This window comes from Chelatococcus sp. KU-N122, from assembly GCF_055391085.1.
Genome location: NZ_AP043981.1, coordinates 706949 through 729131, shown reverse-complemented (window position 1 = coordinate 729131; position 22183 = coordinate 706949). Strand labels below are relative to the sequence as shown.

Annotated in this window: 22 protein-coding genes; 16 read left to right on the top strand and 6 right to left on the bottom strand. The window is 67.2% G+C overall.

Annotated elements, in window-relative coordinates:
• Positions 1-80: 80 nt before the first annotated feature.
• Complete coding sequence (locus tag ACZ5PO_RS03305) at positions 81-1412, top strand: LLM class flavin-dependent oxidoreductase (protein ID WP_464190236.1); 1332 nt, start codon at positions 81-83, stop codon at positions 1410-1412.
• Positions 1413-1521: 109 nt separating this feature from the next.
• On the opposite strand, the gene ACZ5PO_RS03300 is transcribed toward ACZ5PO_RS03305, so the two are convergent.
• The 3 genes from ACZ5PO_RS03300 to ACZ5PO_RS03290 all read right to left on the bottom strand — a co-directional run bounded on the left by ACZ5PO_RS03300 (position 1522) and on the right by ACZ5PO_RS03290 (position 2783).
• Positions 1522-1965 (bottom strand): PIN domain-containing protein, encoded by a 444-nt coding sequence (locus tag ACZ5PO_RS03300; RefSeq protein ID WP_464190234.1) that lies wholly within the window; start codon positions 1963-1965, stop codon positions 1522-1524.
• A complete protein-coding gene (locus ACZ5PO_RS03295; RefSeq protein WP_464190232.1) occupies positions 1962-2213 on the bottom strand; it encodes a type II toxin-antitoxin system Phd/YefM family antitoxin in 252 nt (83 codons plus the stop codon). The genes ACZ5PO_RS03300 and ACZ5PO_RS03295 overlap by 4 nt, the downstream gene beginning before the upstream one ends.
• A gap of 252 nt (positions 2214-2465) precedes the next feature.
• Positions 2466-2783, bottom strand: a complete 318-nt coding sequence (locus tag ACZ5PO_RS03290; protein WP_464190230.1) for a hypothetical protein — start codon at positions 2781-2783, stop codon at positions 2466-2468.
• A 40-nt stretch (positions 2784-2823) separates the two neighbouring features.
• Between ACZ5PO_RS03290 and ACZ5PO_RS03285 the strand changes: the two genes are divergently transcribed.
• The 5 genes from ACZ5PO_RS03285 (at position 2824) to ACZ5PO_RS03265 (ending at position 6602) form a co-directional block, all read left to right on the top strand.
• Positions 2824-3141 (top strand): hypothetical protein, encoded by a 318-nt coding sequence (locus ACZ5PO_RS03285; RefSeq protein ID WP_464190228.1) that lies wholly within the window; start codon positions 2824-2826, stop codon positions 3139-3141.
• A gap of 89 nt (positions 3142-3230) precedes the next feature.
• Positions 3231-3878, top strand: coding sequence for a nitroreductase family protein (locus ACZ5PO_RS03280; protein WP_464190226.1), 648 nt, complete (start codon positions 3231-3233; stop codon positions 3876-3878).
• Between the two features lie 279 nt (positions 3879-4157).
• Positions 4158-5219 (top strand): catalase family peroxidase, encoded by a 1062-nt coding sequence (locus ACZ5PO_RS03275; protein ID WP_464190223.1) that lies wholly within the window; start codon positions 4158-4160, stop codon positions 5217-5219.
• On the top strand, positions 5216-5779 hold the full coding sequence (locus ACZ5PO_RS03270; protein WP_464190221.1) for a cytochrome b: 564 nt from the start codon (positions 5216-5218) through the stop codon (positions 5777-5779). The genes ACZ5PO_RS03275 and ACZ5PO_RS03270 overlap by 4 nt, the downstream gene beginning before the upstream one ends.
• 130 nt (positions 5780-5909) lie before the next feature.
• Positions 5910-6602, top strand: coding sequence for a DedA family protein (locus tag ACZ5PO_RS03265; RefSeq protein WP_464190219.1), 693 nt, complete (start codon positions 5910-5912; stop codon positions 6600-6602).
• A 55-nt stretch (positions 6603-6657) separates the two neighbouring features.
• Here the strand turns inward: ACZ5PO_RS03265 and ACZ5PO_RS03260 are convergent, their stop codons facing one another.
• Genes ACZ5PO_RS03260 through ACZ5PO_RS03250 form a run of 3 tightly spaced genes read right to left on the bottom strand, consistent with a single transcriptional unit; the run spans position 6658 to position 9258 of the window.
• Positions 6658-7470, bottom strand: a complete 813-nt coding sequence (locus ACZ5PO_RS03260) for an ABC transporter permease (protein WP_464190216.1) — start codon at positions 7468-7470, stop codon at positions 6658-6660.
• Positions 7460-8269, bottom strand: a complete 810-nt coding sequence (locus ACZ5PO_RS03255; protein ID WP_464190214.1) for an ABC transporter ATP-binding protein — start codon at positions 8267-8269, stop codon at positions 7460-7462. The genes ACZ5PO_RS03260 and ACZ5PO_RS03255 overlap by 11 nt, the downstream gene beginning before the upstream one ends.
• Positions 8270-8316: 47 nt before the next feature.
• Positions 8317-9258: a helix-turn-helix transcriptional regulator gene (locus ACZ5PO_RS03250; protein WP_464190212.1), complete on the bottom strand. Its 942-nt coding sequence runs from the start codon at positions 9256-9258 to the stop codon at positions 8317-8319.
• A 396-nt stretch (positions 9259-9654) separates the two neighbouring features.
• Between ACZ5PO_RS03250 and lpdA the strand changes: the two genes are divergently transcribed.
• From lpdA to cydB, 10 genes are all read left to right on the top strand, one after another.
• Complete coding sequence (gene lpdA / locus ACZ5PO_RS03245) at positions 9655-11055, top strand: dihydrolipoyl dehydrogenase (protein ID WP_464190209.1); 1401 nt, start codon at positions 9655-9657, stop codon at positions 11053-11055.
• A 476-nt stretch (positions 11056-11531) separates the two neighbouring features.
• On the top strand, positions 11532-11864 hold the full coding sequence (locus tag ACZ5PO_RS03240; RefSeq protein ID WP_464190207.1) for a BufA1 family periplasmic bufferin-type metallophore: 333 nt from the start codon (positions 11532-11534) through the stop codon (positions 11862-11864).
• Between the two features lie 74 nt (positions 11865-11938).
• Positions 11939-12889, top strand: a complete 951-nt coding sequence (gene bufB / locus ACZ5PO_RS03235; RefSeq protein WP_464190205.1) for an MNIO family bufferin maturase — start codon at positions 11939-11941, stop codon at positions 12887-12889.
• Positions 12889-13866: a hypothetical protein gene (locus ACZ5PO_RS03230; RefSeq protein ID WP_464190203.1), complete on the top strand. Its 978-nt coding sequence runs from the start codon at positions 12889-12891 to the stop codon at positions 13864-13866. Before bufB ends, ACZ5PO_RS03230 begins: the two co-directional genes overlap by 1 nt.
• Positions 13838-14752 carry an HvfC/BufC N-terminal domain-containing protein gene (locus tag ACZ5PO_RS03225; RefSeq protein ID WP_464190201.1) on the top strand — a complete coding sequence of 305 codons (915 nt, stop codon included), beginning with the start codon at positions 13838-13840 and terminating at the stop codon, positions 14750-14752. Before ACZ5PO_RS03230 ends, ACZ5PO_RS03225 begins: the two co-directional genes overlap by 29 nt.
• Positions 14749-15255, top strand: coding sequence for a DoxX family protein (locus tag ACZ5PO_RS03220; RefSeq protein WP_464190199.1), 507 nt, complete (start codon positions 14749-14751; stop codon positions 15253-15255). Before ACZ5PO_RS03225 ends, ACZ5PO_RS03220 begins: the two co-directional genes overlap by 4 nt.
• A gap of 228 nt (positions 15256-15483) precedes the next feature.
• Positions 15484-16458, top strand: a complete 975-nt coding sequence (locus ACZ5PO_RS03215) for a helix-turn-helix domain-containing protein (RefSeq protein WP_464190197.1) — start codon at positions 15484-15486, stop codon at positions 16456-16458.
• Positions 16459-16872: 414 nt separating this feature from the next.
• Positions 16873-19173 (top strand): FdhF/YdeP family oxidoreductase, encoded by a 2301-nt coding sequence (locus ACZ5PO_RS03210; RefSeq protein ID WP_464190195.1) that lies wholly within the window; start codon positions 16873-16875, stop codon positions 19171-19173.
• 2 nt (positions 19174-19175) lie between these two features.
• The gene (locus tag ACZ5PO_RS03205) at positions 19176-20618 is read left to right on the top strand and encodes a cytochrome ubiquinol oxidase subunit I (RefSeq protein WP_464190193.1); all 1443 of its coding nucleotides are present in this window, start codon (positions 19176-19178) and stop codon (positions 20616-20618) included.
• 4 nt (positions 20619-20622) lie between these two features.
• Complete coding sequence (gene cydB / locus ACZ5PO_RS03200) at positions 20623-21684, top strand: cytochrome d ubiquinol oxidase subunit II (RefSeq protein ID WP_464190190.1); 1062 nt, start codon at positions 20623-20625, stop codon at positions 21682-21684.
• Positions 21685-22183 lie beyond the last annotated feature (499 nt).

Here is a 22183-nt window from a genome sequence, read left to right as displayed (position 1 = left end):
TTTCTTGCGATTGGGTGAGTCCACCCAATCGCAAAGCGCTCTAGGGAGGCGCGCGCCCTTGGTGGCCCGCGAAGCGTGACATGACGAACCCCAGACACATGCACCTGTGCGGCTTCATGGTGGCGGGCCCGGTGGTCCACAGCCACGCGATCTGGCGCAACCCCGCCCACGAGACGCCGTTTCTCAGCCTTCCCCATTATGCGTCCATCGCCCGGACGCTGGAGCGGGGCCTATTCGACTTCGTCTTCTTCGCCGACCGGCTCGCCATCTCCGACCGTTACGGCGACAGCCATGAGATCGGCATAAGGCTCGGCGACCAGGACGCGACCCGCATGGATCCGGTGCCGATCCTCGGCGCCATGGCGGCGGTCACCTCGCACCTCGGCCTCGGCGCGACACGCTCGACCACCTATGACGCCCCCTTCAACATCGCCCGGGAGTTCGCGACGCTGGACCACCTGTCCGGCGGGCGGGCCGCGTGGAACGTCGTCACGTCCATGAACGACAGCGAGGCGCTCAACTTCGGGCTCTCGTCCCATCTCGGCCACGACGAGCGCTACGACCGCGCGGACGAGTTCCTGGAGGTGGCGTTCAAGCTGTGGGACAGCTGGGATGCGGACGCGCTGGTGCTCGACCGCGAACGAGGGATCTATGCCGATCCCGCCAAAGTCCACTACCCCAACCATGCCGGCAGCTGGTTCCGTTCGCGCGGCCCGCTCAACATCCCGCGCAGCCCGCAGGGACGTCCCGTGATCATTCAGGCGGGGTCGTCGGGCCGCGGCAAGGCCTTCGCGGCCAAATGGTCGGAGGTGATCTTCGCGCTGCAGCCGAGCCTTGCCCGCATGTCCGCCTTCAAGGCCGACGTTGCGAGCGCATTGGAAGGGGCAGGGCGCGCGCCGGACGCGGCCAAGGTCATGATGGCGATCATGCCGTTCATCGGCGCGACGCGCGCCGAGGCGGAGGCGAAGCGGGATCTGCACGACAGCCTCGTCGATCCGCGCGTCGGGCTGTCCACGCTCGCGGCCCACGCCAACGCCGATTTCGGATCGCTGCCGCTCGAGGCGACGATCGACGAGATCGCCGACACCGGCAGTCAGGGAAATCTCGCGGCGCTGCGTTCGATCGCGGCGGGCGGTTCGATGACGATCGCGGAGGCGGGGCGGATCTACGGCCGTGGCATCATGTGTCCGCGTGCAGTCGGCACCGCGCAGGACGTGGCGGAGGAGCTCATCGCCATCATCGATTCCGGTGTGGCCGATGGCTTTGTCATCTCGCCCGCCTTCCTGCCGGACACGTTCGAGGACTTCGTCGACGGCGTGGTGCCCGTCCTGCAGGCCAGCGGCCGGCTGCGCTCCTCCTACGGGCCGGGCTCGCTTCGCGACCGCTTGATGGGGGAGGGCGGTCGGGCGTGATCGACGGGCCCGCCGCACGACGAAGTCGGAGGGCGGGGACGGGGAGCCGGCGGCGGTCCGAGCCCGGCGTGCTCGTGACCATGGCTCCGATCGGCGCGAGCGGCTACGGTCATCCGGTGGGCAATTGCTTCAGCGGATTGATGTGCGGCACGCCGAGCGGTGCGAAGTGGCGCTCGTTGGCGGTGAGGATCGTGAGGCCGCGAGCCGCGGCCGTCGCCGCGATGGCGATGTCCTCGAAGCCGGGATCGTGCGCCCGCGCCCGGTCGAGGATGGCCCCGGCCTGGCGCGCTTCCTCGATGCCGAAGGCGAGGATGCGCCCGACATAGAGGTGCTCGACGGCGGCGAGCCAGAGGCGCAGTTGCTCGCCCTTCGTCGTCGCGCCGATCCCGACAGCGCGGGCGATGCCGGCCTCGATCTCGGCGACAGTCACGGTCGAGATATAGAGACGCTCTCCATTCTCACGCACCCATGCCGCGAAGGCTTCCGGACCGACCTGGCGCTTGGCGGGCGCGTCGGCCGAGACGATGTTGGTATCGAGCAGATACGAGATCAAAAGCCGGTGTCGCGCAGGGCGCGGGCGGGCTTGCGGGATCGCTTGGGAATGTCGCCGGGCGCGCCGGGGAAGGAGAGCAGCAGGTCGGCGAAGCTCGGCACCTTGGAGACACGCTCCCATTCGTCGAAGGAGACGAGGACTGCTTCCTTGCGTCCGTGGCGGGTGATGACGGTCGGCTCGCCGGCGACAGCGCGGTCGACCACGGCGGAAAGGGTTGCCTTCGCGTCCTTGAGCTGGAGCTCCTTCATCGCAGTGCCTCTCATATGACCACCGATGGTCATATATTGCGGTCCGAGGGAAAGGCAAGCGAGCAGCCAAGGAACTGGCCGATGCGTGTGATCGTCAACGGCACTGCTATGAGCGAAAGCCCTTTCAGCCGACGGCCAGCATCGGCAAAGGTCAGCGCTGAAGCGCCCGGGCAGAAATCCCCGGAGGCTCCGCATGGTTCGAGAGATGCAGCCGCTCTATCGCGAGCAATGGGGCGCCAGTTTCGAATTGTTCTATTTATTCAATTCATACAACATCTTGCCGACAGGTCGCTTTGAGCCTATCTGTCCGCGCAGGCGAGGGGAGTTCGATCGTCGCGAGGCTTCGATATGGACCGAATTTCTGAGCGGGATGTCGTCTCTGCAATCGGCGCGGCGGATGAGCTGATCGTCCGCGAAACGCTCCGCACCGAGGCGAGCCTCCTCGAGTTTCGGCGCGCGCTGGCCCTCGTCGCCGGCGCCGCCGACGGGGCGACAGCCGAGCATCGCAGGCTGACGCCGCGCATGCGGCGCCTGGTCGATCTTCTCAGCGTTGCGGTCGACAATCCGCAATCTCGGCAAATCGCAATCGACGCATGGGAGGCTAGGCATCGTGCCGCATGAGCTTGAGCTTGATGACAAGGCCGACATCGCGCGCGGTGACCTGCGCCAGGCGATCATGACCGCGTTCTGCCGTGCCCTGCACGGTTCGCGGTTGCCGCCGATCGGCGTGATGGTGCTGGCCGCCGAGGCGCTCGGCTCGATCTACCGGGACGTGGCCGACGCTCATCGCGGCGACGCGGCGTGCACCTGCGGCTGGCATCCCATCCTCGACGCGGATGTCGAACAGCTGCAGGCCGCCCTGGCGGCGGCGGCAAGGCCCGCATCCGTGCCCGACCTTCGATCGATAGAGATCGCCGGCCGGGCATGAAAGCGATGGATGACGATGCGCCGCGTCCGACACCGCGCCGGGCCTCCGCATCGTGCGCTCGCCCGCGCCTTTCAGCGTAAGGGGATGATATGACCGTCCACTCCGCCGCGCGGGCCGAACCCCCGCTGTCTGCTGCCAGGAGCGAGCTGCTGTCGCTGCTGGAGGCGCGTCGCTCGGTGGCTCTGACCTGGCTGGGCGAGCCGGGGCCGAGCGAGACGGAGCTTCGCCGCATCCTGACGATCGCTGCGCGCGTGCCGGATCACGGCGCGCTGGAGCCGTGGCGGTTCATCGTGATCGACGGCAAGGCGCGAAGCATCGCAAGTGAGCGATTGGCCACGCTGTACGCCGCGGAGAACCGGGACATGGAGGCGGGGCAGCGCGAGAGGATCGCAGCGCTCGTATCAAAGGGATTGACCCACGCACCGGTAGTCGTCGTCGTGGTCAGCCGCACTGATCCGAATGCGCGTATTCCGGCCTGGGAGCAGGATCTGTCGGCGGGGGCCGTCTGCATGAACCTGCTGACGGCAGCGCATGCCATGGGCTTCGGCGCGAACTGGCTGACCGGCTGGGCGGCCTTCAGCGCCGGTGCCGGCCGCGTTCTCGGGCTCACCGAAGGGGAGAAGGTCGCCGGCGTCATCCATGTAGGCTCGGCGAAGGAAACGCCGTCCGATCGCAAGCGTCCCGATGTCGAAGCGCTCACGACAAAATGGGCGGCCGACGATCCGGCGAGCTCCTAGGGGCAGCTCCGCCGCCCGCCCCATCCCGGCTCGTGGCCCGACGCGCCGGAGCCGACTTGCCGCCGCAACCGTCCGGCTTGGCAGCAAGCGCTTGAGCTGCCGCGGCTTTTTGGCTTGAGCCGCTCGCCACCATCGCCCCGGGGGGCGGCCAAGCACCATCATCGTGCCATTTCGAAAAGACTAGGGTAGATTCACAAGACCGGCAGCGGCGGCACGCGCTAGCGTCGCCCGCCGATTCCGCATGCGGAACAGGCCCGATACTCCCGTCGAGGGTGCCGAATGCCCGAGCCGTCTCAATCGCCGTCGCCACGCTCCTTCGGATCGCTGGGGCTGATCGCCGTCATCGTCGCCGCCGGTGCCGGCGCGTTCGCCTACACGGCAGGATGGCTCTCGCCCCAACGGCTGACCCCCACGAAGATCGTCGATTCGCTGGCTCCCCCCGGCGGCCCGGCGCTCGGCTATCGGCGCAACCACGCCAAGGGCATCTGCTTCACGGGTGTGTTCGAAGCGAACGGGAACGGCGCAGAGCTGTCGCGGGCGCAGGTGTTCACGCGCGGACAGCATCCGGCTCTCGGCCGCTTCAATCTCGGCACCCCCGATCCCGGCGCGCCGGACGCGACCGTGCGCGTGCGGGGCATGGGCCTGCAGCTCTCGACCGCGGACGGGGAGGTGTGGCGCACCGCGATGATCGATCCACCGTTCTTTCCGGTGGCCACGCCCCAGGCATTCTACGAGTTGCAGGAAGCGTTACGCAGCAAGGAGCCGGATGCGGTCAAGACGTTCGCCGCCCGGCATCCGGAGTTCGCGGCATTCGGGGATTGGGCCAAGAGCGCGCCCTGGACCGGCAGCTACGCGCAAGACGCATTCAACGGCCTCAACGCCTTCATCCTCGTCGACAGCTCCGGTGCCGGGCATCCGGTGCGATGGTCGCTCCTGCCACAGGCGCAGGTGGTCGCCATTACGGAGGACGAGCTCGCCAAGCTCGGCCCGAACCATCTCGAGCAGGAGATTGCGGAGCGGGTCGCCAAGGCGCCGCAACGCTGGACGATGGTGCTGACGATCGCCAATCCGGGTGATCCCACCGCCGATCCGAGCCAGGCGTGGCCGGCGGGACGGCGCACCGTCGACGTCGGAACCCTCGTCGTGCAGCAGATCGAGGCCGAGCGCGACGGCCCGTGCCGCGACATCAATTTCGATCCGACCATCCTGCCGACCGGCATCCGCGTGTCCGACGATCCGTTTCCGGCGGCACGATCGGCCGCCTATGCCAAGTCGTACGATCTGCGGACTTCGGAGACCAGGTACTATAACCAGCAGGCCACGGCGGGCATCCGGCAATGACCAATAGAGCCAAACGCTTCACCGTTCTTCAGCGCTCGTTACACTGGCTCATGGCCGTCTGCATTGTGTCGATGCTGTTCATCGGCGTCGGCATGGTATCGACCGTCATGCCCAAGTACGTTCCCCTCCTGGCGACCCACAAGACGCTCGGGATCGCCATTCTGCTGCTGGCGCTGATCCGCCTAGTCGTGCGCCTTCGCACCGGCGCGCCGGCGCTGCCGGCCGACCTGCCCGAGCCGATGAAGCTCGCGGCCCATCTGTCGCACTACGCCCTGTATGCGCTCATGATCGGCATGCCGCTGATCGGCTGGGCCATGATGTCGGCCGGCGCCTATCCGGTGGTGGTGTACGGGAGCATCCGGCTGCCGGCCATCCTGCCGCAGAGCAACGCCTTGCATACGCTGCTGTGGGGCGCGCATTTCTATCTCGCCTTCGCGTTCTTCGCCCTCATCCTGCTGCATGTCGCGGCGGCCTTGTTCCATGCCTTCGTCCGGCGGGACGGCGTGTTCGAGAGCATGGCGCCGGTGCCGTCCCGGAACGGGGTGGCCCCGGCCGAGTGATGGTCGGGGCGGGTGTCGATCGGCTCGGCAGCCCTGGATCACGACCAGAGAGTTCGCTCGCCGCACTGTTTCGCGTGGCGGACGCTTGCTATGCCGAACCGGCGCGGGCGGGCGAAGGCGAGGTGTTGGTGTGGCAGGTCATTCGCAGCTGACTCCCTGGCTGCATGAGTACGTTCAGCACTACGGCGTGTGGGCTGTCTCGGTCGCCATCTTTCTCGATTCCCTGGGCTTGCCGGCGCCCGGCGAGATCATGCTGATCGCCGGGCTCGGCCTGGTGTCGCAGGGCCAGCTGGATCCGACGGCATTCTTCCTCGGCGCCTGGTCCGCCGCCGTTCTCGGCGACAACGTCGGCTATGTGATCGGGCGTGCCCTCGGGGCGGCGGCGATCGTGCGGTTCGGCGCCAGGGTGGGCGTCACCGCGGCACGCTACGCCTGGGCGGTCGACCGCTTCCGCCAATGGGGACCCATGGTCGTCGCCGCCGCGCGCTTCGTCGTGGTGCTGCGGCAGATCAACGGCCTCGTGGCGGGCAGCCTGCGCATGCCGTGGGCGGTGTTCGCCGCATTCAACGCCATCGGCGCGCTGCTGTGGGTCGGCTTCTGGGGAAGCCTGGTGCTCGCCGTCGGAGCGCACCTGCACGAGTTGAAGCGGCTCGCGCACCAGCCGCTGCTGCTCGGGGCCGCGGCGATCGTCGTGGCGCTCGGCGTGGGGGCCGCCATCTATATCCGCGGCCGCAGGGCCCATCCACGGGAGGCCGCGCCAGCGCGCCCTCAGGCTGGATCTGCCGACGGCGCGAGCTCGGAGGGAGCGAGCGGCGACCCCTGACGAAGGACGATCGACGAGCGTCGAAGCTATGAGCTTTCGCTTCGGAATGGAATCCTCACGCGGCCTGGTTCTCGGTTGCGCGTGGATCCGGCCGCAGGAGCAATTGCTGGGCGCTCGAAAACGAGCGCCGCCGCAGCAAGGCGATCGCCACGGCTCCGGAGATGCCCGAGGCAGCCAGTATCATTGCGACGATGATGAATTGGTAGATGCCGGCATAAAGCGGGCTCGCGCCCGAAACCATCATTCCTGCCATCACGCCCGGGATCCAGACCAGTCCGAGGGACTTCAGCATGTCGAGGCGCGGCAGCAGGCTGGCGTAGACCGCCGTCTGCACGTAGGGCGACACCGTGTTGTCCGATGTGGCGCCCAGGCAGAGCGCGGCCTCGATCTGTCCGACGTGCGCCACGACGTCGGACTTGAATCGCTCCATCGCCTGGGCACAGGCGTTCATGCTGTTGGCGATGATCATGCTTCCCACCGGGACGAGGACGGCGATCTGGGTGTCGAGCGCCTGGATCGCGACCATGACGAGGATCACCGCTCCGGAGCCGGCGCCGATCGCCAGAAACGCCATCTCCAAGGTCCCGCGTACCTCGGGAAGCCGGCGCGACGCCGTCCAGGCCGCGGCGCACATCATGGCCACGAGGATGGCGATGCCGACCGGCAAGCTGCCCTTCAGCAGGAGGCCGAGGACGACGCCGACAAGGGCCATCTGGAGAAGGCCGCGGGCGAGCGAGACCGTGGTCTCCCGGCCGACGCGGACGCCGAAATGGCGGCACAGCGCGATGACGGCCAGGCACACCAGGATCGCCGCTCCCGCCTGGAGGAGGCCGAGCGTCACCTGGCTGTCGAGCATCTCAGTGAGCATCGAGGATCTCCTTCGTGCTGCCGACGGCGATCAGGCGACCGCGCTCCATGTACATCGTGCGCTGCGCCATCCTGGCGGCCTGAGCGCGGTTGTGCGTGACGATCACGCACGCCATGCCGCTGTCGCGGCCGACGGATAGAATGAGCTCCTCGATCGACCGCGTGCTGTCCTCGTCCAGTGCGGACGTCGGCTCGTCCAGGAGCAGAAGCTCGGGATCGTTGGCGAGCGTTCGCGCCAACGATACCCGCTGCGCCTCGCCCCCCGACAACGTCGACACGTCGCGCTCTTCGTATCCGGCCAATCCGACGCGGTGCAGCAGGCCGGCCATCTGCTCGGCCGAAAGGACGGCGCCGATCTGGCTAGGTCCGAAGCGGAGATTCGAGCCGACGGTGCCGGGGAAGAGATAGGCCGTCTGCAACACCATGCCGATGCGCCGCCGCAGGACGCGTGGCTCGATCTCGCGATAGTCGCGCTGCTTGAACAGCACCGTGCCGGCGGTTGGCTCGTCGAGGCGGTTCAACAGGCGCAGGAAGGATGACTTGCCGGCGCCGCTCGGCCCCACGATGGCGAGGACCTCGCCCCGCCGCACGCCGACGCTGACGCCGTCGACGAGAACATGGCCGGGCACCGCGCGCGACAGGCCGTGCGTCTCCAGGTCGATCTCGGGCGCGACGGCGGCGCGGCCATCGGCGGCCACGGCCATGGGGGAGCCCGCCGACGTGCCGCCGCGGTCGCTGCGCTCGCCGTCCGATATCGGGCTGGCCGGGGCGCCCCCCGAGGTATCCTGCTCTGTCGTCATCGCATCAGCTCCCGCTGGGCAAGATGAGCGGTCGAGAGGTTGACGCCTCAGTCCGCCTGCCGGCTCATCGCTCGCCATTGGCCCGGCGTCTCGCCGATGAAGCGCTTGAACACGGTCGTAAAATGGGCCTGCGTCTGGAACCCGACGCTCAGCGCGACGGCCACGATCGGCTCCGCCGTGTCGGCCAGCAGGCTCATGGCTCGCTCGACCCGCCGGCGCAGGACATATTCGTGCGGGCGCAGCCCCGTGGCCGCGCGGAATTGGGCCGCGAAGTACATTCTGCTGAGCCCGGCGACGGTCGCCAGGTCGGTCAGGGTGATCGGCTCGCCGATGTGGTCGTCCACATACGCCGTGACGCGCTTCAGCCGCCATTTCAGCAGCGCGTTGACTGCTGCTTCCTCGGCCCCGCCGGCCGCCTCGATGCCGTTCAGACGCAGCCGCCGCCCGGCCAGCGCGAGGCGGATGGCATCGGCACAGATCCTCTCAGGCGAGCGCTCCGGAGCGGCCGCGTCGAGCTCGTCGCGCAGCTGGTCAAGCATGGGGTCCGCCAGCAAGTGCTCGGCGGTGAGCCGCCCCGGCCCTAACGTGCCGGCGTTCGCTCCATGCGAGAGAGGGCGGCGCTTTGCGGCGACGGCGACCACGATATCGACGTCAGGCAATTCGATCCGAACGATCGACCCGTCGCGGAAGCCCGCGGGCGTTGCCGATGGGCTTGGCGCTCGTACACCGACATTCGGATGGATCGCCATTGGTCTGCCCCTCTCGGAACCGCGTCGTATTGCGGCAGCTTTCTGCCAGCCCTTGATGGGTCGCGATAACCCACACGTTGGTATGTGTTGTCCCAATAAGCTGTCAGATCGCAAATAGAGATGTATCGCGGCGGGCAGGCATGGATTGTAGCGAATGTCATTCCGTCGGCCAAATAAAATCATGCAACTCGGGCCGCTTTCATTTTTATTTGTGTCGATACTGCGAAAATAGCTATCCATATCCTGGCATCGTCGGCAGACGCATCTGGCCGATGCGTCGTCGACAGCGGTCGGACGATACAGCCGTCGGCGAGCCCGTCATGTGCGGCGGGGGGGCAGCCGACCAGGAAAACTGACGGCGTGCAACCCGGCATGACCGTCAGGCTACCCGCAGGGTCACCGGCAACATCGCCGCACACGGGCCAACTGCGCAGATCGTCGCCGCACGCGTCAACCTTCAACCAGCGACGGCACGAAGCTTCAATTCCCGTGCCCAGCGGTCGGCTAGTCTCAACACGCCGTCTTGTCGCGACCGCGGCGCCCCGATCGACCGCGACATCATCACAGTATCCATGGTGATCCCTGAACTCGGGGATGGAACCGCGACAGGCACGACCGCCGAATGAGGCCAGCACCATGAATCGATACGACGTCATCGTCATCGGCAGCGGGCCGGCAGGCTACAACACGGCCATTCGGGCTGCGCAACTGGGCCTGCGAACGGCCTGCGTCGAGCGGACGTCAAGGGTCGGCGGCGCGGGCGTCAATACCGGATGCTTTCCGTCACGAATACTTCTTCACGCCTCCGAGATCTACGCGGCCGCGCGGAACGGAGAATATGCCGCGCTGGGGGTCGAGGGCGTGGCGACGCTGAACCTCGCCCGCATGATGGGACACAAGGCGTCCGTGGTGGACTTGATGTCGGGGAGCATTCAATCGCTTCTTCACCAACACCGGGTGACGCTGCATCACGGCGAAGCGCGACTGGCCGGTCCCGGAAGGGTCGGGATAACCGGGACCGACGGTGCGGAATTCATCCTGATCGGAGATCACATCGTGATCGCCACCGGTTCGGAGCCCATTCCGTTTCCAGCCGCAGACTTCGACCATGACCGCATCCTTGATTCCGCCGAGGCGCTGTGTCTCGACCGCGTTCCCCGGCACTTGGCCGTCGTCGGCGGCGGCGCGACCGGCATCGAGATCGGCTCGATCTGGCAGCGCCTTGGTGCACGCGTCACAGTGATCGAACGCTGCGGCCGGATCTGCCCTTGGCTTGATGATGAAGTGGCGACCTCGCTCGAGCACGCCCTGCGGCAACAGGGGATGGACATCGAGCTGTCGGCGGAGGTCATGGCGCTGGAGCCGCACGGCGACGGTGTTCGCCTCCGGTTGCAACGGCCGGGTGGAGGTGACGAACGATGGCTCGACGCGGAGGCGGTTCTCGTCGCCATCGGCCGGCGTCCCGCCCTGACCGGCCTCGCCCTTGAAAGCGTGGGGCTGCGGGCCGATGCGCAAGGCACGCCGCCTCATGGCGGCCCATGCATGCCCGCCCCCGGTCTATGGCTCGTCGGCGATACCACCGGCGGGCAGATGCTTGCCCGCAAGGCCGAGGAGGAGGGAATCGCCTGTGCCGAGCAGATCGCCGGCCTGCCGGGATTCGTCGACTATTCATCCATGCCGAACGCGATCTTCACGACCCCGGAGGTCGCGATGATCGGACGGACCGAAGGGGAGCTCCGGGCGACGGGCACGACCTACACCGTCGGCCGCTTTCCGTTCGAAGCCAACCCGCGCGCCAGGATTCATGGTCACGCGCGCGGGTTCGTAAAGCTGCTCGTCGACGATCGCACCAACCTCGTGGCTGGCGCGCATCTCATCGGTCCGGGCGCGGCGGAACTGGTATCGGAAGTCGCGGTGGCCATGGACACATCGACGATCTGTGAGGATCTCGCGCGGATGTCCTTCGCCCATCCCACCCTTTCGGAAGCCCTGCGCCAGGCAGCCATGGCCGCCAGCGGATGGATGATGCACGGATAGGGCGCCTGGCGGCGGATCCATACAGTGGCGACGCCGGACGTGGCGCAACAATCGACCAAATCGGGCAAGTTGGAATGAGACGACCTGGCGCGGCGCGTGAAATCCTCGAGATTCAGGCGGCAGTGCAGGCGCATCCAGCCATTCGGCTCCCTGCGTTCGGCTCGCACGTGCCCCATCACTCAGGTGGCGACACGCCCGGAGCGAATCTTGGAAGCGATGGACCACCGGAGCGCTTCAATTCGCCATTGCAGCAATTCGAAGCCAACGGGCGCAAAATCGCTCAATCGCCCGCCCGGCCCATCCGCTAGTTTTCGATCGTGGCGGCGAGGGGCAGTCAGTGCAAGAAGCGCAAGAGCCCAAGGGGCTTCAATTGCCGCCAATGCCTTCGCCATCGTCAAGCATCGCCATTCGCGTCTGCCCAGGATTGCGGCTTGTCCATCGTCGCCCATCCCAGAGCTTCAAAGTTGGAGAACAGCATGTCCGACCGCACCATGTCCGCCTTCATAGCCGGTGCCTTTGCCGCCGCGCTGGGCGCTGTCGCCGTCTCGCCGGCGAGCGCACAGGAATTCACCGCGGCGCAGAAAAAGATCCAGGCCGAGCACACGGCTCAGGTCAAGGCCGGCAAGGTCGAGCCCTGCTTCGGCACCGCGCTGAAAGGACACAACGACTGCTACGCTGGCGCCGGAACGACCTGCGCCGGCACGAGCACCGTCGACTATCAGGGCAACGCCTTCAAGCTGGTACCGAAGGGCACCTGCACCACGATGTCCACGCCGAAGGGGCCGGGCAGCCTCTCCCCCAAGGCCTGAGGCACTCCCCAGCGGCCGGGCCCTCGGCCTGGCCGCACTCCGCCACTTCTGCTTCTTCGCGGTCAGGGCCCGGCATGCTCGATCCTCTTCCGGTCACGGGTGCTGCCAAAGCGCCCCCTCGCGCCGGGGTCGGCCTGAAGGCCGAACATTACCGGACCATTATCGGCACGCGTCCCGATATCGGCTTCTTCGAGATCCACGCCGAAAATTACATGGGCGCGGGAGGCCCCCCGCACCGGTACCTGTCCGCCGTGCGAGAGCTCTATCCTCTGTCGCTGCATGGCGTGGGGCTGTCGATCGGCGCGGACCGGCCCCTGGACACGGATCATCTGCGGCGCCTGAGGGAGCTGATCGCCCGCTATGCCCCGGTCCTGTTCTCCGAGCATCTCGCCTGGTCGAGCCATGACGTCGGCTTCCTCAACGATCTGCTGCCGGTGCCCTACACGGCTCAAACGTTGATCCGCGTCACCGATCATATTGACGAGGTTCAGGACAAGCTCGGCCGCCAGATGTTGCTCGAGAACCCTTCGACCTATCTTGCCTTTGCCGAGAGCACCTACTCCGAGATCGATTTCATCGCCGAAGTGGTGCGGCGGACGGGCTGCGGCCTGCTGCTCGACATCAGCAATGTTCAGGTCGCGTCGACCAACCAGCAGTGGGACCCGTTCGCCTACGTCGACGCCTATCCGCTTGCGGCCGTGCAGGAGATCCACCTCGCGGGCTTTGCTCCGGAAGCGGACGAAAAGGGACGGCCGCTGCTGATCGACACCCACGACCGCCCGGTCGACGAGGTCGTCTGGGATCTCTTCAGCCATGCGATCGGTCGAATCGGGCCTCTCCCGACGCTGATCGAGTGGGACGCCGACGTGCCGGCATGGCCGACGCTCAAGGCGGAAGCCGACCGTGCCGAGACCATTCTGCAGGCGAGCGCCCGTGCGGCTGCCAACGGGTTGCGGCACCACCAGCACGTGACCGTCGGCCAAGGCCGTGGGCCGCTCGATGGCTCGATGAAAGGAAGACGCTGATGGCCGCGCGCAAGGTGCTCGTCTACTACGCCTGGAGCCGCCCGGGTGAGATCGGGGCGCCGCTCGAGGTGATCGAGAACAGGTTCCCGACGCTCTTCGAAAGCCGCCGGATGGGCTACCCGAGATTCGAGGAGCTGGCCGATCCGGCTCGCTTCGACCAGAGCGTCGGCGGCTTCCTCGACCACATCATGAAGCGCAACTTTACCGCCTTCGTCGACCTCGCCGGCCTGTCGACCGGCCGGCCCGTCGCCGAAATCGAACGCGTCACCGACGACGGCGTCCTGACGCGGCTCGACGGGGCGCTTCTGGACGAGGTCGACACCGTCGTCGTCATCAGCTTCGATTCGTTTCGCACCGCCCAGGCGGCCGACGACGCGGAGGTCGAGGCCGTCCGTCGCTTTCTTGGAGATCCGGACCACCTCATCTTCGTCTGCCCACACCATGACATCGGCGACGCTCCCGATCTGCCGCACGACCAGCGATTGGAACGGCAGCTTGGAGACTTCCTCCACCACGGCGACAAGACGATCCCGCCCCAGCAGCAGTTCGGCGGGTTCGCGCGCTCCCTGCTCGCGGGCCTCGGCGTGCCGGTGGAGAATCGCTTCGGGCTTCGCCCCTTGGCTGACACGGACGGCTCGCCGTCGCCGATCGAGGTCGAGCCGGCCCTCGACCGGCTTCAGCTTCTCGCGGGCGTCGCCACCTTCAACCTGCATCCGCACCTCCCGCATTTCGAACGGATGGGCGACAGCCCGGTCAAGCTCGACGTGCTGGCCCGGCAGAAGATCGATCCGACGGCGCCACCGCATCCCTTCGCCCGCAGCCACGCCACCTTCGACGCCCTGCTTCAGTCGCGAGCCGACGCATTCGCGGGCAGCCTGCTCATCGGCGACGCGACGCTCTGGAGCTCGACGGCCGGAGGTGTCGACAGCCTGAGCCGGCTCTGGACCAATGTCGTCCAGCGTCCCCATCGCTCGTAGTCCTGCGATGCAGGATTGCAGCCCGTACCCGTCCAGTGCCCGGCGCGGCGCAGGGAGCGCTGAAGCTGGCGCCCTCACGGCGCCGCCACTCGCGCTTCGCCAGCGGGCATTTGCCGAAGCGATACTGGACCCGGCGCGTCCGGTTCCCCCCGGTCTCGTCGGGCCGGATGGCGAGCCGAGCGCCAGGCGATTTGCCGTCTACAGAAACAATGTCGTCGTCAGCCTCATCGAGGCCTTGAAGCATGCGTTTCCGGCGGTGCTCCGCATCGTCGGAAACGAATTCTTCTCGGCCATGGCGCGGCTCTACGTCGTGCGCCAGCCGCCGCCTTCGCCGATCATGCTCGGTTACGGCGCGAGCTTCCCCGATTTCGTTCGGACATTCGAGCCGGGGGCTGCGCTGCCCTATCTCTCCGACGTTGCACGCCTGGAACGGGCCTGGCTCGAGGCCTACCACGCCGCCGAGGCCGGTCCGACCGATCCCGTGCCGTTCCTGACCATGGATCGGAACGCGCTCCCGGGCCTCCGCCTCAAGCTTCATCCGGCCGTTCGCATTGTTCGCTCGTCGTTTCCAACGGTCCGGATCTGGCAAATGAACACCCGCGACGGCCTTCCTGTCGCCGTCGACATCGATAGCGGCGGCGAGGACGCGCTGGTGACGCGGCGGGAGGCCGAGGTGGACGTCCGCGTGCTGCCCGCCGGCGCTGCCGTGTTCATCGGCGCGCTGGCCTCTGGAGCGCCGATCGTCGAGGCGACGAAGGCGGCGCTGCACGACGATCCCCGGTTCGACCTCGCGGGCGCACTGACCGGCCTGCTGGCAGCAAGGGCGATCGCCGGATGGAGCCCACGCGAAGAGGCCTCCGACAATCAGCCCGGGAGGCCTGCATGACGTCGCTCGTTCGCCCACACGGTGTCGTGCGGCTCGTCCGCAATGTCTTGGAATGGCTGACGGCCGGGGCGGCGGCCGTTGCCCCGCCGTTGCTGCGGATAGCCTTGGCGCTGCCCTTCTTCAGATCGGGCCTGACGCGATGGGACGGCTTCCTCTCCCTCTCCTTCGGGACGCAGTATCTGTTCGAGGAGCAGTTCAAGCTTCATGTCTTTGGCGGCGTCTACGATTTTCCGGCGCCTGAGGTGCTGGCCCTGATCGTCGCCATCGCCGAGATCGTGCTGCCGATCCTGCTTGTCCTGGGGCTTGCGACGCGGTTTGCGGCCGCCATCCTCCTCCTGATGACCGGCGTGATCCAGCTTGTGTTCCCCGACGGCTGGGCGAATTTCCATCTCTATTGGGCGACGCTGGCCATCGCCATCATGGCGCTCGGCCCGGGACCGCTGTCCGTCGACCGCCTCGTCGACCTTTGGCTCCGCTCACGCGCCAACCAAAGCGTGGTGTAAGGCGCAGAGCTCGCCCAGCGCCTCCGTTCACCCAGGCTTCGCCAGCCCACACGGCCCGCCCGGCCGGACTGGCTTTCGACGAGGAGCGCACCGTGTGCATGACATTGATCGTCGAAACGCTGATCGAGCAAGAGCGTGAGCGAGTCTTCGATATTCTGGTCGAGCATGAGCTGTCTTCGGATCATCGCTGATATAGGCTGCGCTGCGATCTCGGACGCGACGGCCGGCATGCATGAGATCAACGGGTGGATCATGACGATGGAACCGCAGCTCGGGAGCCCAACGCGATCGGCGCTCGTTACCATTGACGAAATCGTCAATATCAAGTCTCGCCGTCCAACGGCAACGAGCCGGGAGCGTGGTTGGAGCGGGGTTACGATAGATCTATACCGCCCGCGGACAAATCTCTTTCAGAGCTATCCGGCTCTTGATCATCATCTGATCTGCTATTGTCCATCCGGCGCCGGCCGGCTTGTCCAGCGCCGTAACGGTGTCGTCCATGAGAGCATGATGTCGGCGGGCACGTCGTTGCTGATGCCGGCTGGCTGCGAGTCGACCTGGGAGGGCGATACGGCAGCCTCGGCTCGGTTGCGCGTTCCCGCCTCTCTCGTTGCATCGGCCGGCGAGCAGCTCGGCAGCAGATGCGCGTCGCAGATCGAGATTCGCAACGTCTTCGACGTGCGTGACGCCACGATCGAACGGATGGCGCAGCTTCTGCTGTCAGAGCTCGAGCACGAGCCCCATCCCGCCCAGACTCTGGTGGTCGATCATATCTCCGTGGCCCTCGCGTCCCATATCTTGCGGAGCTACAATGTATTCGACACCGCCGGCCGCTATGAGCTGCCTCCATTGGGGCGTCTCGAACTGTCGCGGTTGACCGAGTTCATCGAGGACAACATCGATCGCTCGATCAGCCTTGCCGAGCTCGCCGAAATCGTGAGTGTCAGCCGCTTTCACTTTACGCGTATATTCAAGAAGAGCACCGGCTTGACGGCCATCAGCTTTGTCGAGCGATGCCGGATTCGCCGAGCCCAATCATTCATTCTCGAAACAGACTTGGCGCTCGTCGACATTGCATTGATGACCGGCTTCGCCGACCAGAGCCACTTCACCAGGCGCTTTCACCGGCACATCGGCTCCACCCCGGCCGTGTTCGCACGAGAGAACGGTCGGCGGCGTTCGACGCGCCGGGCGCCCGATTAGGTGGCGGGCGCCACGTTTATCCGAGCCGAATGCGGACGGCGCGGCTTCCCCGGAGCTGGTGCCGATAGGGCCGAACGGGCGCGTAGACGACCGCATGGCCCGTCCGTCGCATGACGATTCCGAGCGATCGCCACATGCTGGCAGAGCGCTATACCGTGGTTTTGCCAGACTGCTACGCGTCCTGACCGCCTAAACGTTGGTATGTGTTGCTCGATATATTGTTTCATGGGGAATATCCCCGCCAATGGCGGCGCTAAAAGGTATGCCGAAAGCGCGTATTTGCGATCTGCTTCACAATTTTCACCATTCAATACGTTGCCGGTGAAGAGCGCCTCGACAGCGGCCAGTCCGAAAGACGTGGGCATCGCCGGCGCAAGATCGGCCCGCGGCGAAGTCTGACCAAGGGAGCATGTCATGTCCGAGAGAAAGCGCATCCATCGCTATGACGAGCCCGCGGGCGGCTGGGGCGCTCTGAAGGCGCTCAGCCAGCACCTCGTCGAGCAGGACATTCCCGTCAAGGGCGCCACCACGCTGCTGCGCATGAACCAGCCGCTGGGCTTCGACTGCCCCGGTTGCGCCTGGCCGGACCCGAAGCACACCTCGTCGTTCGAGTTCTGCGAGAACGGTGGCAAGGCCGTGGCCTGGGAGGCGACCGCCAAGCGCTGCACGCCCGAGTTCTTCGCCGGGCATACCGTCTCGGAGCTCTCCCGCTGGGACGACTACGAGCTCGAGATGGTCGGGCGCCTCACCCATCCGATGGCCTATGACGCTGCCAGCGATCGCTATCTCCCGGTGAGCTGGGAGGAGGCCTTCGCCACCATCGGGCGGCACCTCGCGGCGCTCCCCGATCCGAACATGGCGGAGTTCTACACCTCCGGCCGCACCTCCAACGAGGCGGCCTTCCTCTACCAGCTGTTCGTGCGCGAATACGGCACCAACAACTTCCCCGACTGCTCCAACATGTGCCACGAGGCCACCAGCGTCGGCCTGCCGCTGTCGCTCGGCGTCGGCAAGGGCACGGTGCTGCTCGACGATTTCGACAAGACCGACTGCATCTTCATCTTCGGCCAGAACCCGGGCACCAACAGCCCGCGCATGATGACCAGCCTGCGCAACGCCTCGCGGCGCGGCGCCGCCATCATCTCCTTCAACCCGTTCCGCGAGCGGGCGCTGGAGCGCTTCCAGGCGCCGCAGAACCCGGTCGAGATGGCGACGCTGACTTCGACCCCGATCAGCTCGCGCCTGCACCAGGTGCGTGTCGGCGGCGACGTCGCCGTCATCAAGGGCCTGATGAAGGTGCTGGTGGAGGAGGACGCGCGCGCCCGGGCCGACGACCGGATCGAGATCCTCGACTGGGACTTCGTCCGTGGCCATACCGCCGGCATCGACGCGCTGGTGGCGGACCTCGTGGCGACCGGCTGGGACGACATCGAGCACCGCTCCGGCCTGACGCGGGCCGCCATCGAGGAGGCGGCGCACGTCTACATGAAGGCGGAGCGCGCCATCGTGGTCTACGGCATGGGCATCACCCAGCACCGGCACGGGGCACGCAACGTCCAGCAACTCGCCAACCTGTGCCTGCTCAAGGGTAACATCGGCAAGGAGGGCGCGGGCCTCTGCCCGGTGCGCGGCCATTCCAACGTGCAGGGCGACCGCACCGTCGGCATCACGGAGATCCCGACGGCGGAGTTCCTCGGGCGGCTGGAGCAGCGCTTCGGCTTCAAGCCGCCGTCCGCCCACGGGCACAACGTGGTCACCGCGCTGGAAGCGATGGCGCGCGGCGAGGTCAAGGTGTTCGTCGGCATGGGCGGCAACATCACCGCCGCCATCCCGGACTGGCAGGTCACCCAGGACGCGTTCCGCCGCCTCGACCTCACCGTCCACGTCTCGACCAAGCTCAATCGCAGCCACCTCGTCCACGGCCGCGAGGCGCTGATCCTGCCCTGCCTCGGCCGCACCGAGATCGACGTGCAGGCCACCGGCCCGCAGTCCGTCACCGTCGAGGATTCCATGTCGATGGTGCACGCCTCGACGGGCATGAACACGCCCGCCGCCGAGCAGCTGAAGAGTGAGCCGGCGATCGTCGCGGGCATGGCCCGGGCCACGCTCGGCGACCGCACCATGGTCGACTGGGAGGGCTTCGTCGGCGACTACGACCTGATCCGCGACGCCATCGAGGCCGTGTTCCCGATCTTCCAGGGCTACAACGCCCGCATCCGCGTTCCCGGCGGCTTCCATCTGACCTCGACGGCGCGGGAGCGGATCTGGGCGACGGCCAGCGGCAAGGCGAACTTCCTCGTCTACGACGGGCTCTGCGAGGACCCCGATCCGACCGATGCGGAGGTGCTGTGGCTCACCAGCGTGCGCAGCCACGACCAGTACAACACTACGCTCTACTCGCTCTCCGACCGTTATCGCGGCGTCTACGGCCAGCGCGACGTGCTGTTCATCAGCGCCGAGGAGATCGCCAAGCGCGGCTTCAAGGCCGACGATCGCGTCGATCTCGTCACCGTCGCCGCCGACGGCGTGGAGCGCCGCGTGCGCAATTTCCGCCTGGTGGCCTACGCCTTCCCGGAGCGGAGCTGCGCCGCCTACTACCCGGAGACCAACCCGCTGGTGCCGCTTGCGGCCTACGACCCGATGAGCTTCACGCCCTCCTACAAGGGCATCCCGATCCGTCTCGAGCGGGCGCAACCCGAGATGGCGGGGGCCTGACCATGGACGCGGTCATCCTGGCGCGGATCCAGTTCGCCTTTACCATCGGCTTCCACATCCTGTGGCCCACCTTCACCATCGGGCTGGCGAGCTTCGTGGCGCTGCTGAGCGGCCTGTGGTGGCGCACCGGGCGCACGGTCTACCGCGACCTGATGCGCTTCTGGATCAAGATCTTCGCGCTCGCGTTCGGCATGGGCGTCATCACCGGCGTCGTGCTGAGCTACGAGATCGGCACCAACTGGGCCGGCTTCTCGCGGTCCGTGGCCAACGTGCTCGGGCCGCTGTTCATGTACGAGGCGCTGACCGCCTTCTTCCTCGAGGCCGGCTTCATCGGCATCGTGCTGTTCGGCGAAGGCCGCGTCGGCAAGGGCCTGCACTTCGCCTCCTGCTGCATGGTGGCCGGCGGCACGCTGCTCTCGGCCACCTGGATCCTCGCCTCCAACAGCTGGATGCAGACGCCGGCCGGCGCCGTGGCCGACACGCAGGGCATCTACCACGTGGTCGACTGGTGGCAGGTGGTCTTCAACCCGTCCTTCCCCTACCGCCTCGCCCATATGGTGTGCGCGAGCTTCGTTACCGGGTCGTTCGTGGTGGCCGGCGTCTCCGCCTTCCACCTGTGGCGCCGGCGGCCATTGAATGGCCAGAACCTGGAGGCGAGCCGCATCGCCTTCTCCCTGGCCCTATGGATGGCGCTGGTGCTGACGCCGACCCAGATCCTGCTCGGCGACCTGCACGGCCGCAACACGCTCGCCTACCAGCCGACCAAGCTCGCCGCCATGGAGGGGCTGTGGGACACCACCCGCGGCGCGCCGATGACCCTCATCGGTTGGCCCGACATGGCCGAGGCGCGCAACCGTTACGCCATCGAGGTTCCGCACGCGGCGAGCCTCTACCTCACCCATTCCTGGAATGGCGAGGTGCAGGGGCTGAAGGCCGTGCCCGCCGCCGACCGGCCCTACGTGCCGATCGTTTTCTTCGCCTTCCGCGTCATGGTCGGCGTCGGCCTGATCCTGCTGGCAACGGCGATCACCGGCGCGGTGTTGCGCTGGCGCCGCCGCCTCTATGACAGCCGCTGGTTCCTGCTGCTGGCCATGGCCACCGCGCCGCTGGGCTTCGTCGCGGTGCTGGCCGGCTGGACGACGACGGAGACCGGGCGGCAGCCGTGGATCGTCTACGGGCTGCTGCGCACGGCCGATGCCGTCGCGCCCGTCAGCGCGAATGCCATGACGCTCAGCCTCGCCGTCTTCTTCATCGTCTACATCGTGCTGCTGCTCACCTTCCTGTGGTTCGCCGGGCGCATCGCGATCCGCGGGCCCGCAAGCATGGACGCGGCCGACCCACGCCGTCTTCGTCCGGGGCTCGACCGCAGCGGACCGGCCATCGTCGGCTCGGCGCCGGCGGCAGTGCCTCTTCCCTCCGCCCGCAACCTCGCGCCTGGAGCGTGACGTCATGATCGCCGATGTGATGACCCACCTGCCTGTCCTGGTCGCGGCGCTCGTCGCCTTCTGCGTCGTCGTCTACGTGCTTGCCGACGGTTTCGACCTCGGCGTCGGCATCCTGTTCCTGCTGGCGCCGCGGAACGCCGACCGTGACCTGATGATGGCGAGCGTCGAGCCGGTGTGGGACGGCAACGAGACCTGGCTGGTGATGGGCGGAACACTGCTGCTCGCCACCTTCCCCGCGGGCTATTACGTGCTGCTGCCGGCGTTCTACCTGCCGGTCATGTTCATGCTGTTCGCGCTGATCTTCCGCGGCATCGCCTTCGAGTTCCGGCTGCAGACGGAGCGCTACCGCTGGGTCTGGGACCTCGCCTTCGCCGGCGGCTCGCTCCTCGCCACCCTGTGCCAGGGACTCATCCTCGGCGGCCTCATCAGCGGCGTCACCGTGCGCGAGGGGATGTTCGCCGGCGGCCCGTTGGACTTCGTCAGTCTGCTCGGCCTTGCCTGCGGCGTCGGCCTCGTCGGTGGCTACGCCCTGCTCGGCGCCGGCTGGCTGATCTGGAAGACGGATGGGCCGACCCAGGTCTTCGCCCGCGAGGTGGCGCATTCGGCGCTGATCCTCACCGCGGCGATGTTGCTGCTGGTCAGCGCCTGGAGCGCCTGGAGCGTCCCCGAGGTTGCGGCCCGCTGGTTCGCCTGGCCGAACATCGCCTGGCTCGCCCCCGTGCCGCTCGTCACGGCAGCCGTGCTGGCGACGATCTGGCGCCGCATCTGGCCCGGGCGTGACGCGACCCCGTTCGTGCTCGCCATCGTCGTGTTCCTGCTGGGCTTCGCCGGCCTCGTGGTGAGCCTGTGGCCCTACGTCGTGCCGCGCCACGTCACCGTCTGGGACGGCATCGCCGACCCGCAGACCGTCGCCTTCGCCGGCGTCGGCGTGGTCATCATCATCCCCATCGTCCTGGCCTACCAGGCGCATGCCTATTGGGTGTTCCGCGGCAAGACGCGGCTGCTCGAAGGCTATGGCGATGGGGCGCACGTGCCGGTCAGCGGCGCCGAGCACCGCGTCGGCTGATGGCGCATCCGCGCCCGGCCCTCCTGCAAGCCGGAATTAGGCGCGCAGTCGCTTCTCGAACGAACCTGCCGCATAAGCTCTTGTTCTGAAAGCATAGAGCAGGTTGGACCACCCCCCACCCTTATCCCTCCCCATCACTTCGTGGGGGAGGGAGGAACCTCACCTTTTAAGCTTGGAGAGTCGGCTGGGCGGCCCAACGAACGGTCTCCCCCTTGTGGGGAGGCTGTCCCGACCGAGGGGGAGGGACTGGTGGGGGTGGGCTCCAACCGCCGCAACGTCGCCAGAGCTGCGTGGCCACGCCGTGGCGCGAGGTCTCCATGCAGCCTCATCCGACCGCACGAGACGCGCCCGGATTCGAAGAGCCTCGCCTCCCCTATACGTTGAGATGATCACGTCCGATCCGGAAATGCTCTAGAGGTTGGTTTCAAGCAGAACCCAGTCTCAGCAAGATCAGGCTCCAGCGACAGCTTGGAGCGGCGCGGGCTTCATCTCGGGAGCA

Coding starts and splice junctions, on each gene's coding strand:
- ACZ5PO_RS03305 (WP_464190236.1), top strand. CDS start 81: ATGACGAACCCCAGACACATGCACCTGTGCGGCTTCATGGTGGCGGGC.
- ACZ5PO_RS03295 (WP_464190232.1), bottom strand. CDS start 2,213: ATGAAGGAGCTCCAGCTCAAGGACGCGAAGGCAACCCTTTCCGCCGTG.
- ACZ5PO_RS03280 (WP_464190226.1), top strand. CDS start 3,231: ATGACCGTCCACTCCGCCGCGCGGGCCGAACCCCCGCTGTCTGCTGCC.
- ACZ5PO_RS03275 (WP_464190223.1), top strand. CDS start 4,158: ATGCCCGAGCCGTCTCAATCGCCGTCGCCACGCTCCTTCGGATCGCTG.
- ACZ5PO_RS03270 (WP_464190221.1), top strand. CDS start 5,216: ATGACCAATAGAGCCAAACGCTTCACCGTTCTTCAGCGCTCGTTACAC.
- ACZ5PO_RS03260 (WP_464190216.1), bottom strand. CDS start 7,470: ATGCTCACTGAGATGCTCGACAGCCAGGTGACGCTCGGCCTCCTCCAG.
- ACZ5PO_RS03255 (WP_464190214.1), bottom strand. CDS start 8,269: ATGACGACAGAGCAGGATACCTCGGGGGGCGCCCCGGCCAGCCCGATA.
- ACZ5PO_RS03250 (WP_464190212.1), bottom strand. CDS start 9,258: ATGGATAGCTATTTTCGCAGTATCGACACAAATAAAAATGAAAGCGGC.
- lpdA (WP_464190209.1), top strand. CDS start 9,655: ATGAATCGATACGACGTCATCGTCATCGGCAGCGGGCCGGCAGGCTAC.
- ACZ5PO_RS03240 (WP_464190207.1), top strand. CDS start 11,532: ATGTCCGACCGCACCATGTCCGCCTTCATAGCCGGTGCCTTTGCCGCC.
- bufB (WP_464190205.1), top strand. CDS start 11,939: ATGCTCGATCCTCTTCCGGTCACGGGTGCTGCCAAAGCGCCCCCTCGC.
- ACZ5PO_RS03230 (WP_464190203.1), top strand. CDS start 12,889: ATGGCCGCGCGCAAGGTGCTCGTCTACTACGCCTGGAGCCGCCCGGGT.
- ACZ5PO_RS03225 (WP_464190201.1), top strand. CDS start 13,838: ATGTCGTCCAGCGTCCCCATCGCTCGTAGTCCTGCGATGCAGGATTGC.
- ACZ5PO_RS03220 (WP_464190199.1), top strand. CDS start 14,749: ATGACGTCGCTCGTTCGCCCACACGGTGTCGTGCGGCTCGTCCGCAAT.
- ACZ5PO_RS03215 (WP_464190197.1), top strand. CDS start 15,484: ATGCATGAGATCAACGGGTGGATCATGACGATGGAACCGCAGCTCGGG.
- ACZ5PO_RS03210 (WP_464190195.1), top strand. CDS start 16,873: ATGTCCGAGAGAAAGCGCATCCATCGCTATGACGAGCCCGCGGGCGGC.
- ACZ5PO_RS03205 (WP_464190193.1), top strand. CDS start 19,176: ATGGACGCGGTCATCCTGGCGCGGATCCAGTTCGCCTTTACCATCGGC.
- cydB (WP_464190190.1), top strand. CDS start 20,623: ATGATCGCCGATGTGATGACCCACCTGCCTGTCCTGGTCGCGGCGCTC.